At 66.4% G+C, this 10,288-nt stretch carries 8 protein-coding genes and 2 pseudogenes; 6 read left to right on the plus strand and 4 right to left on the minus strand.

Annotated features, from left to right (window positions below; all coding sequences use genetic code 11):
• Window positions 1-499 (minus strand): annotated as a pseudogene (locus QOI01_RS15120) (diacylglycerol kinase); the annotation flags it as partial.
• Window positions 500-614: 115 nt separating this feature from the next.
• Between QOI01_RS15120 and QOI01_RS15125 the strand changes: the two are divergent.
• Window positions 615-1,358: a glucose 1-dehydrogenase gene (locus QOI01_RS15125; RefSeq protein WP_526382238.1), complete on the plus strand. Its 744-nt coding sequence runs from the start codon at window positions 615-617 to the stop codon at window positions 1,356-1,358.
• A gap of 12 nt (window positions 1,359-1,370) precedes the next feature.
• On the opposite strand, the gene QOI01_RS15130 is transcribed toward QOI01_RS15125, so the two are convergent.
• Window positions 1,371-2,210 (minus strand): alpha/beta fold hydrolase, encoded by an 840-nt coding sequence (locus tag QOI01_RS15130; RefSeq protein WP_526382240.1) that lies wholly within the window; start codon window positions 2,208-2,210, stop codon window positions 1,371-1,373.
• Window positions 2,211-2,271: 61 nt separating this feature from the next.
• Between QOI01_RS15130 and QOI01_RS15135 the strand changes: the two genes are divergently transcribed.
• Both QOI01_RS15135 and QOI01_RS15140 read left to right on the plus strand, forming a co-directional pair.
• Window positions 2,272-2,895: a TetR/AcrR family transcriptional regulator gene (locus tag QOI01_RS15135; RefSeq protein ID WP_526382242.1), complete on the plus strand. Its 624-nt coding sequence runs from the start codon at window positions 2,272-2,274 to the stop codon at window positions 2,893-2,895.
• A gap of 110 nt (window positions 2,896-3,005) precedes the next feature.
• The gene (locus tag QOI01_RS15140) at window positions 3,006-5,771 is read left to right on the plus strand and encodes a glycoside hydrolase family 2 protein (RefSeq protein WP_526382244.1); all 2,766 of its coding nucleotides are present in this window, start codon (window positions 3,006-3,008) and stop codon (window positions 5,769-5,771) included.
• 359 nt (window positions 5,772-6,130) lie between these two features.
• On the opposite strand, the pseudogene QOI01_RS15145 reads toward QOI01_RS15140, so the two are convergent.
• Window positions 6,131-7,018 (minus strand): annotated as a pseudogene (locus QOI01_RS15145) (glycosyltransferase 87 family protein); the annotation flags it as partial.
• 87 nt (window positions 7,019-7,105) lie between these two features.
• On the opposite strand from QOI01_RS15145, the gene QOI01_RS15150 reads away from it, so the two are divergent.
• A complete protein-coding gene (locus QOI01_RS15150) occupies window positions 7,106-7,357 on the plus strand; it encodes a hypothetical protein (protein WP_526382246.1) in 252 nt (83 codons plus the stop codon).
• Here the strand turns inward: QOI01_RS15150 and QOI01_RS15155 are convergent.
• The gene (locus tag QOI01_RS15155) at window positions 7,272-7,973 is read right to left on the minus strand and encodes a VTT domain-containing protein (RefSeq protein WP_526382252.1); all 702 of its coding nucleotides are present in this window, start codon (window positions 7,971-7,973) and stop codon (window positions 7,272-7,274) included. The genes QOI01_RS15150 and QOI01_RS15155 overlap by 86 nt on opposite strands.
• A 139-nt stretch (window positions 7,974-8,112) precedes the next feature.
• Between QOI01_RS15155 and QOI01_RS15160 the strand changes: the two genes are divergently transcribed.
• Complete coding sequence (locus QOI01_RS15160; protein WP_526382248.1) at window positions 8,113-9,390, plus strand: competence/damage-inducible protein A; 1,278 nt, start codon at window positions 8,113-8,115, stop codon at window positions 9,388-9,390.
• A 6-nt stretch (window positions 9,391-9,396) separates the two neighbouring features.
• A partial coding sequence (locus tag QOI01_RS15165; RefSeq protein ID WP_526382250.1) for a choline/ethanolamine kinase family protein occupies window positions 9,397-10,288 on the plus strand: 892 nt, incomplete at its 3' end.

The following is a 10,288-nucleotide window of genomic DNA, read 5'->3' on the forward strand; positions in this document are numbered from 1 at the left end:
TCTCCATGGTGCGCACCTGCTGGATGCTCTGACAGGTGCCGGCCAGCGCGAACGGGAGCAGATCGGTCGCGAACCCCGGGTCGACGCCGGTGATGAAGACGCTTGAACTTCCCTCTCGCGCAGCGTCTTCGACCCGTTCGATGTGCTTGTCGGGAATGACCTGCCACGGGTACTGCAACACCCCTGGCGCCGAGCCCACCACGTCGATGCCGGCTTCGAGGAACTTCCGGACGTCGGCCATCGCCTCCTTGAGGCGGACGTCACCCATCGCGCAGTAGACGATGCACTCGGGCTTGGCGGCGACGATCGCGTCCAGGTCGTTGACGGCCGTCACCCCGGTCGTGACCTCCAGGCCCGCCAGCTCGCCAGCATCCTTGCCGACCTTCGCCTCCGACGAGACCCACACCGCGGTCAGGTCGAAGCGCTCGTCGTTGATCAGTTGACTCAGTGCAAGGCTGCCGCAGTTGCCGGTGCCGACGAGCGCGACGCGAATCGCCATGCTGTTTCTCTCCTTGTGGTCCACCCCATGCTTGGATGCCCTGCAGTATGCGGGTAGAGCCGCAGAATTGGAACAGGTTCTAGTTCGAGAAGTGGATGCGGTAGCCTGACCGGTCATGGGACGCGTGGACGAAAAAGTTGCACTGATCAGCGGCGGGGCGCGGGGCATGGGCGCTGCGCACGCACGGATGCTGGTCGCCGAGGGTGCAAAAGTGATCATCGGCGACATCCTCGACGACGAGGGCAAGGCCTTGGCCGACGACATCGGTGAAGCAGCGCGCTACGTCCATCTCGACGTCACCGAAGCCGACCAATGGGACGCGGCCGTCGCACTGGCGGTGGCGGAGTTCGGCAAACTCAACGTTCTGGTCAACAACGCCGGCATCGTCGCACTGGGCAAGATCGGCAGCTTCGACATGACGAAGTGGCAGAAGGTCATCGACGTCAACCTCACGGGCACCTTCCTCGGCATGCAGGCGTCCGTCGAGGCGATGAAGGCGGCAGGCGGCGGTTCGATCATCAACGTGTCGTCGATCGAAGGCCTACGCGGCGCCCCGATGGTGCATCCGTACGTGGCCACGAAGTGGGCGGTGCGCGGTTTGGCCAAGTCGGCGGCGATCGAGCTGGGCAAGCACAAGATCCGGGTCAATTCACTGCATCCCGGGTTCATCCGCACGCCGATGACCAAGCACTTTCCCGATGACATGGTCACGGCGCCACTCGGGCGCCCCGGCGAGTGCGACGAGGTCGCGACGTTCGTGGTGTTCCTGGCCAGCGACGAGTCGTCGTTCGCGACGGGCAGCGAGTTCGTCGTGGACGGCGGCCTGGTGACCGACGTGCCGCACAAGGATGTGCTCTGAGGCGACCACGTTCTACGTAGGCGCCCCGACGGTCGCGATCGCGTCGACGACGGCCACGGGGGCGTCGAGCGCGACGAACGTGCGCGCGCCGGGCACCTCGACCATCGCCGCGTTGGGAAACAGAGACGCCAGCCTGCGCCCGAGCGAAGGGGTGAAGCAGCGGTCGGCCATTCCCCACACCAGGGTGACCGGCTTGCCGAAGCGGGGGAGCCGCGTCGCGACGTCGGTGAGATCCATTGCGCCGACGGCCCGCAACAGCGTCGCGAGGTTCTGCGCGATTCGCGGGTCGGTGCTCATCGGCCGCACCCACGACGCGGTCAATGGGTCGTCGGTCTGCAGCAACAACCCGTAGCCCAGCGGCGAACGCCTGAGCGCGGCGATCTTCATGAGCTTCGACAGCAGGCGTATCGACCTGGGGCCCCGCATCGTCGCGAAGACGACGTTGAACGGGAACGGCGGAAACTTGTCGAAGGCGTCGCAATTGGTCAGCACGAGTCGCCCGACGTCGTCGGGGTGGGCGTCCACTACCAGCTGGCACAGGCCGCCGCCGGTGTCATTGCCCACCAGCGTGACGTCGCGCAGATCCAGGGCGGCGATGAACTCGTGCACCATCTCGGCCACCGTGTGCGGGGTGAGTGCCACCGACCCATCGATCGGAATCGTGTGCGAGCCCAATGGCCAGTCGGGCAGGATGCAGCGGAAACCCTTGTGGGCCAATGCCTCTGCTACCTTCAGCCAGAGGCGGTGGTCGACCAGGATGCCGTGGACGAACAGCAACGGGGGATGGGGTGAATCGTCGGGACCCAATGTGCGGTACTCGATCGTCGCTCGTTCCAACCTCATCTGCGGCATGTCGGCTACCCTCCTAATCGTCAGTTACGAACACTCGGTATGAAAGTTACGTGCAGACTGTATGAAAGTCAACGGCGATCCACCACCCTTCCGCCGCACCCAGGCGGAGCGGACCGCGGCGATGCGCGCCCGGCTTCTTGACGCGGGCAGACGTTTGTTTGCCTCGCAGGGCTACGCGGCAGTCGCGACGCAGAACATCGTCGACGCCGCCGGAGTAACCCGCGGCGCGCTCTACCACCAGTTCGGCGACAAGAGCGGGCTGTTCGCTGCGGTCTACGAAGAGGTCGAGCGGGACGTCGTCGCGAGCATCACCACCAGGATCGTGGCCGCCGCGCCCGCCGACCAGTTGAGCGCGATGCGCATCGGGGCCCGGTTGTTCCTCGAGGAGTGCTCGGTTCCCGACGTGCAACGGATCGTGTTGATCGACGCACCTGCCGTGCTCGGTTGGGACCGCTGGCGCGAGATCGGCATGCAGTACGGGCTCGGCGTGGTCGAGGCGATGCTGACGGCCGCGATGGCCGACGGGGTCATCCCCGAACAACCGGCGCGCCCGGCGGCGCACGTCCTCCTCGGTGCACTCGACGAGGCGGCGCTCTTCGTGTCCCGCGCCGACGACGCGGACGAGGCACTCGAGCAGATGTTTGCCCTCTGCGACCGACTGATCAGCGGCATCGCAGCCTCGTAATGCGGCGGGCCCACCGCCATGCAGAATGTCCTCAACGTCCCATGCGTCGTCCCCGCGCCCTGCCGTGACACGCCCCCAGATCCGGAAGGAGTAGCGCCATCGCGCCCGAGATGCGCCGCTCCGCCGTCCTGGGCATCGTGGTCCTGCTCGTCCTGCTCTTGTTGAGCGCCGGGGACGTCCCCCGGTTCGCGAGGCCGGAACCGCCCGCCGGCGACGTTCAGCTGTTCGACGGCTGGCAGTTGGCGTCGGCCCGCGACGTCCCGGTGGACGGCTCCGTCATCTCATCCGACGGTTACCGGGGGCCGAAGTGGCACGACATCCGCAACATGCCCGCCACCGTGCTGAAGGCACTCGAGGACGACGGGACATACCCGAACCTCTACTACGGCAAGAACCTCCTCGAAGAAGTGCCGCAGGACCTCTGGAAGCAGGACTGGTGGTATCGCACCACGTTCGACGCGCAGGCGGGTCACTCCAGCTACCGACTGAACTTTCCCGGCATCAACTACCGCGCCGAGATCTGGCTCAACGGCCACCTCGTCGCCGACGCCAGGCAGACGGTCGGCATGTACGTCGACCACGACCTCGACGTGACCAGGTGGATTCGACCCGGTCAGCCCAATGCGCTGGCAGTCAAGGTCACTCCCGAACAATCGTTGCAGGACATCGACGGGGTCGAGTTGGCCGACAGCTGGTTCGATTGGATCAACTGGAAGTACCTGGGGTATCAAGGCCCCGACAAGAACTCCGGCAACGGCAACTCCTTCGTCGCCGACCGCAACGCGGGGATCTGGAAACCCGTGACGTTACAGATGTCGGGTGCGGTCGCGATCGGCGACGCGACCGTGAACACCGAATTGCCTCTTCCGAATACCGATTCCGCGCGCCTGTCCATCTTCACCAACCTGCGGAACCTCTCGACCCATCGCATCAAAGGAGTGCTGCACGCCACCATCAGCAGGGCAGGCAAGCCGGACGTCCAGGTCGAGAAGGCCGTCAGCCTCGCCGCAGGCGAACAAAGCGAAGTCGGCTTCAGCCCAAGCGATTTCAATCAGCTGGTGCTCGAACATCCGGACCTCTGGTGGCCCTACACCATGGGCGATCCCAACATGTACGACCTGCGCCTGGAGTTCCGCCAGTTCGGCAGCCCGATCGATCAGACCCACCAGCGCTTCGGCGTGCGGACGATCTCCCAGTTCCGCGACGACGACGAACGCTTCCCCGAACTGGGCAACGGTGGCAGCTTCTACCTCAAGGTCAACGGCCGCGACTTCCTGGTCCGTGGCGCGGCGTACACCCCAGACCTGTTGTTCGCCTACGACCCGGATCGTGACGACGCCATCCTCTCCTACGTCCGAGACCTCGGCCTGAACATGCTGAGGTTCGAGTCGAAGATCCCGGACGAGCGCTTCGTGGAGGCCGCCGACGAACTGGGAATCCCGTTGATGGTCGGCTGGATGTGCTGCAACCAGTGGGAGAAGTGGCCGCAGTGGGACGATGAAGACAAATCCGTCGCCCTGGACAGCATGCGGTCCCAGATCTCCATGCTGCGCTCGCACCCATCGGCGTTCATATGGGCCAACGCCAGCGACGGCAGGCCGCCGCAGGCCGTGATTGACTCCTACCACGGCATCCTGGCCGACCTGCACTGGCAGAACGCCGTCGTCGACACGGTGTCGTCATACACCATGAACGCCGAGGGGCAGCGATTGTGGGACGGCATTCAGATGGCGGGCCCCTACACCTGGCGGCCGCCGTCGTACTGGTTCAGCGGACGGTACCGCGCCGCCAGGGGCGCCTCGGCCGAACAGGGCGACAACGAGCACATCCCGCCGTTCGCGAGCCTGCAGGAGTTCATCCCGCCGGACAAGCTTTGGCCGATCAACGACTACTGGTACTTCCATGCCGGTTCCAACCCCGGCAACGCCGCGCTGTCGAGCACCCAACTGGCCATCAACCGCCGTTACGGTCCGTCCAGCGGCGCGTACGAGTTCGCCCGCAAAGCCCAACTGGCACACTACGAATCCACCCGCGCCCAGTTCGAGTCGTTCGCAGCACTGGGCTGGGCGGGCCACAAGATGACCATCTACTGGATGCTCAACAACCATTGGCCGTCGTTCTTCGGCAACATCTTCGACTACTTCCTGCGGCCGGGCGGCGCCTACTTCGGCGCCAAGAAGGGACTTCGTCCGATCTCGGCGGTCTTCGACTCCTACGCGACGGGGGACCACAGTCAGGCAAGAGTCACCCTGGTGAACCAGACTCCGAACGACGTCACCAACCTGCGGACGCGGGTTCGCGTGTACGACCTGCACGGCAAGCTGCGCGACGACCAGACCAGCGAAAACCTCGCCGTGCCGTCGGGGGGCGCCACGCTGGCGATGACACTGCCCCGGCAGGCGCGGGACTCGCGGGTGTTCTTCGTCCGCTGCGAGGTGCTCGACGCGGCGGGCCGGGTCGTGGCCAACAACGTCTATTGGCAGTCGCAACGCAATGACGACGTCGGAGATCCCGGCGGCGACTACGCCTTCGAACTGCACCAGGACAGCTGGGCCGACATGACCCCACTGAACTATCTGCCGAAGGCGCCCCTGGCGGTCTCCGCCCAACGGTCGACGAACGGCGAAGGTCAGGACGCCGTGACGATCCGACTGCACAACGCGGGCAAGCAGATCGCGTTCTTCGAACGGGCCGAGGTGACTTCGGACCAGGACGGCGACGAGATCCTGCCCATCGAATACGACGACAACTACGTAACGGTCTTCCCCGGCGAGACGGTCGAACTGCGCGCATCGGTGCTCGGTCGCTCCGTCTCGGCCGACTGGGTCCGCGTCACCGGGTACAACACGTCGCCCGTGGTGGTGCCCGTCTCGTAACTTGGCCGGCGCACATTCCCCGGGTCGCTTCGCTCCTGCCCTCCGCGCACATTCCCCGGGTCGCTTCGCTCCTGCCCTCCGCGCAACCACCACGCGGTACACACCAGCACGCCCGCGAAAGCGACCAGATACGCCGCGGGGACCACCACATCCCACGCCCCTCCGCGGCGGAACGCCAACAGGCCCGTCTCGGGCGTATCGCCCTTCGCCGACACCACCCACCCGGCGAACGTCACCCAGAACGCCCACATCGCCACCAGTGACCACCTGCTGCCGAGGACGTAGGCGCGGTGACCGAGATGGACCAGCAGCGGGGTGACCCACACCCAGTGGTGGCTCCAGCTGAACGGTGACAACGCTGCCGACGACATCCCGACGATGGCCAGGCCGAGGACGTGCTGCCCGTGCCGCCACGCCAGCACCGCGATCGTCAACGCGACGACCGCCAGGAGCGCGGTCGCGACGATCGTCGGGGCGCCGACGATGTGCAGGCGGACGAACAATCCCTTCAGGCTGGTATTCGCCACCGGGTCACTGGTGATCCGGGCGACGTCGTGGAAACCGCCACGCAGCCAGAAGTACTCCGACCCCTTCGGCAGAACCGCGAACCCGATCAAGACGGTGGCGGCGAAGGTCAGCGACGCCATCACCGCGGGCCGACGTCTCCCGAGCAGGATCAGGTAGACGATGAACAGTGCGGGCGTGAGTTTGATGCCCGCGACGACGCCGATGCCCACTCCCGCCCACTTCCGCTTGTCCGGCCCGAGCAGGTCGGCGACCACGACGGCGAGGATGACGAGGTTGACCTGTCCCAGCTGCAGCGACAGCCGCACCGGCTCCAGCCACAGGACGAGTCCGACGAGCAGTGCGCCCAGACTCCAGAGCCCCGCCGACGCGGCCATTCCGAGCCGGGTCAGCATGCGGCGGACCGCGTAGATCACCAACGCGACGTTGACCACGAGCCCGAGGACCTGTGCCATCACGGTTGAGACGAACGTCAGCGGAAGCGAGCACAGCGCGGCGAAAGGGGTGTAGTCGAACAGCAGCGTGTGTGGGTTTCCGGTCAACCCGATCGAGTAAAGATCCTGTCCTGCGAGCACTCGCAGCGCCCCGAACCGGTACACCAGCAGATCGACTTGACCAGCCAGACTGGGCCACCGCACGTACATGCCTGCATAAGCGACCAGTGCCAGGACCAGAACTGCGGGCCCGTAGGAGCGGACCCAGGCGTTCGCCTTCATCGACATCACAGCGAAGCTACGGCTACCCCCTGGACGGTTCCTGAAAACCGGGGTGGCCGAACACGCAGGAACTCCTACCGGGAGGATGGGCGCATGAGTCCCATCGGAGAGGAGACAGCGATGACCACGACGGACCTACGGTCGGAACTTGCAGAGATCACCGCCGCAGCCGGCTGGAACCGCCGGGTGGACGAGCGCGTCGACGTCTATCTGCGCGGCCAGACGCGAATTCGCGTGATCTGGCAGGGTGATGACGCAATCAGCGGCGGGTCCCGCTATCAGGACGACGCTCTCGAGACGTACTCGCGGGATCTCGCGACGGTGAAGGGCTGGCTCGCCCGCTGAGCTGCTGGGCGCGCCGACGCGCGAGGGCGGCGCGGAGCACCGATGCCGCCACCGGCAGCGTCGACAGCACAGCGATGAGAACGACCATCAGTTCGAGGTGCGCGCCGACGAATGACACGTTGCCGAGATGGAACCCGACCACCGTGAGTCCGACACCCCACGCCACCGCGCCCAGCACGTCGTACGCCAGGAACACGGGGTAGCGCATCCCCGACGCGCCCGCAATGACGGGGGTGAACGTCCGCACGACGCCGACGAAGTGTCCGATCACGACCGTCTTGCGACCGTGTCGGGAGAAGAAGCGGTGCGACGAGGTCAGGTACTTCTTCTTGAAGAGGCGCGCGTCCTGCGTGAACAACGCGGGGCCCAGCCGCCAGCCGATCAGGTACCCGGTCTGGCCGCCCAGGACCGCCGCGAGCGCGGCGCACGGCGCGAGCGTCCAGATCCCCCACGGGGCATCCGATTGCGCCGCAAGCAGACCAGCTGTGAACAGCAGAGTGTCACCCGGTAGAAACGGGATCAGCAGCCCCGTCTCGACGAACACGACCAGCATGACGGCGGGAAGCGCCGCGGAGCCGAACGGGCCGCCGTCACCGAGCCAGTACATCGGATCCATCGCGGCGGGCAGGGCCACCACGGTGGTCGTCACGGCCGCCGAACGTAGTCGGCCGACGTGGCCAACCGCTGAACTGCGCACGACATCCGGCGAGACGCCACGACACCCGAACCCGGCGGGCGTCGTAGTGTCATACCCCGTGAGCGCACGCGCGGGCATCGTCGTCACCGGAACCGAAGTCCTCACCGGACGCGTCCAGGACCGCAACGGTCCGTGGCTCGCCGATCGAATGCTCGAGCTCGGCGTGGAGCTTGCCCACATCACGATCTGCGGAGACAGGCCGTCGGACATCGAGGCCCAGCTCAGGTTCCTGGCAGGCGAGGGCGTCGACCTCATCGTCACCAGCGGCGGGCTAGGGCCCACCGCCGACGACATGACCGTCGCGACCGTGGCGCGCTTCTGCGGACGGGAGCTGGTCCTGGATTCGTCGCTCGAGAACACCATCGCCGACATCCTGAAGAGACTGATGGCACGCCGCGAGGGCGTTGACTTCGAGGCCGTGATGGCGGCGAATCGCAAGCAAGCCATGGTGCCGGTCGGTGCGGAGATCCTCGGCCCCGTTGGCACGGCACCCGGCGTCGTCGTGCCGGGCAAACCGACGGTCGTGGTGTTGCCGGGTCCGCCGCGCGAGCTCCAACCGATGTGGGCCAAGGCGGTCGGCGCCGCCGCCGTGCTCGAGGCGATAGCGGGCCGCACCGAGTACGTGCAGAACACCATCAGGATGTTCGGGCTACCCGAGTCCGGCCTCGCCGAGACCCTTCGCGATGGCGAGGTCGGCATCGCCGACTTCGATCGCCTGGAGATCACCACCTGCCTGCGGCGCGGCGAGTTGGAGATCGTGACGCGCTACGAGCCCGATGCCGCGTCGGTGTACACCAAGCTCGTTTCGTTGCTGCGCGAGCGCCACGGCGGCCAGATCTTCTCCACCGACGGTTCGCTGGTCGACGACCAGGTCGCGGATCTATTGGCAGGCCGGACGATCGCAACGGCCGAATCGTGCACTGCCGGAATGGTCGCCGCGCGGCTCACCGACCGGGCCGGATCGTCGGCCTACGTCGCGGGCGGCGTGGTGAGCTACTCCAACGAGGCAAAGATGGAGCTGCTCGGGGTGGACCCGCAGCTGCTCGCCGAGCACGGCGCGGTGTCCGAACCCGTCGCCGAGGCCATGGCAGCAGGGGCGCTGCAACGCTTCGGTGCCGACACCGCGGTGGGGATCACGGGCATCGCCGGACCGGGGGGAGGCAGCCCCGACAAGCCGGTGGGGACGGTGTGCTTCAGCGTGCGGCTCGCCGACGGCCCGACGATCACCCGCACGCTTCTGCTGCCAGGCAACCGATCCGACATCCGCGAGCGGTCCACCACCGTCGCGATGCACCTGCTGAGGCGAATCCTGAGCCCTTCCGACGACGCGGGCTGACACCCGATGTCCTTCTCGCTCAACGATGCTCAACTCGACGCGCTTCTCGACCGATTGCCGGTGCTGGCGGGCAGGCAACGTCGGCTCGAGGACCTTCCTGGCGGGCTGACCAACCGCAACGTCAAGATCACCACCTCCGATGCGGTCTACGTGGCGCGGTGCTCGGACACGTCGTCGAACCTGCTCGGCATCGACCGCGACAACGAATACTTCAACTCCCGAGCCGCCGAGCGGGCGGGCGTCGGGGCACCCGTCATCGACTACCGACCCGATCTCGGCGTCCTGCTGATCGGCTACCTCGAGGGCACGACGCTGACCAGCGACGACTTTTCCCGGCCCGGAGTCGTCGCCAAGGTGGCTCGGGGCTGCCGGACGCTTCACGGGGGACCACGGTTCCGGAACGACTTCGACATGTTCGTGCTGCAACCCGCCTATCTCAAGATATTGCAGGACAACGGATTTCGGCTACCGCCGGACTATCTCGAATACGCCGATCACTTCGAGTCGATCCGGGCGGCCCTCGCCGAGGAGAATCCGGTGACGGTTCCGTGTCACAACGATCTGCTGGCGGCCAACTTCGTCGAGGACGGCGACAGGGTGTGGCTCATCGACTACGAGTACTCCGGCAACAACGACCCGTGCTTCGAGCTCGGAAACATCTGGCGCGACAACCGATTGACCACCGAGCAGCTCGAGGAACTGGTGACCAACTACTTCGGCCGTCCGATCCGCAGCCGACTCGCGAGGGCACGCCTGCAGGGCACCGTGTCTCAGTACGGCTGGACCCTGTGGGGGTGTATCCAGAACGGCTCGAGCGCACTGGAATTCGACTTCTGGGCATGGGCCATGGAGCGCTACGAGAACGCCGTCGAGGAGTTCAAGGGCCCCGACTTCGCCC

This window comes from Mycobacterium sp. (assembly GCF_032162605.1).
Taxonomy (GTDB): domain Bacteria; phylum Actinomycetota; class Actinomycetes; order Mycobacteriales; family Mycobacteriaceae; genus Mycobacterium.

What these genes read in the sequence shown, in the direction of transcription:
- QOI01_RS15140 (WP_526382244.1), top strand. Translation starts at nt 3,006, where the DNA reads ATGCGCCGCTCCGCCGTCCTGGGCATCGTGGTCCTGCTCGTCCTGCTC.
- QOI01_RS15150 (WP_526382246.1), top strand. Translation starts at nt 7,106, where the DNA reads ATGAGTCCCATCGGAGAGGAGACAGCGATGACCACGACGGACCTACGG.
- QOI01_RS15130 (WP_526382240.1), bottom strand. Translation starts at nt 2,210, where the DNA reads ATGCCGCAGATGAGGTTGGAACGAGCGACGATCGAGTACCGCACATTG.
- QOI01_RS15155 (WP_526382252.1), bottom strand. Translation starts at nt 7,973, where the DNA reads ATGGATCCGATGTACTGGCTCGGTGACGGCGGCCCGTTCGGCTCCGCG.
- QOI01_RS15125 (WP_526382238.1), top strand. Translation starts at nt 615, where the DNA reads ATGGGACGCGTGGACGAAAAAGTTGCACTGATCAGCGGCGGGGCGCGG.
- QOI01_RS15135 (WP_526382242.1), top strand. Translation starts at nt 2,272, where the DNA reads ATGAAAGTCAACGGCGATCCACCACCCTTCCGCCGCACCCAGGCGGAG.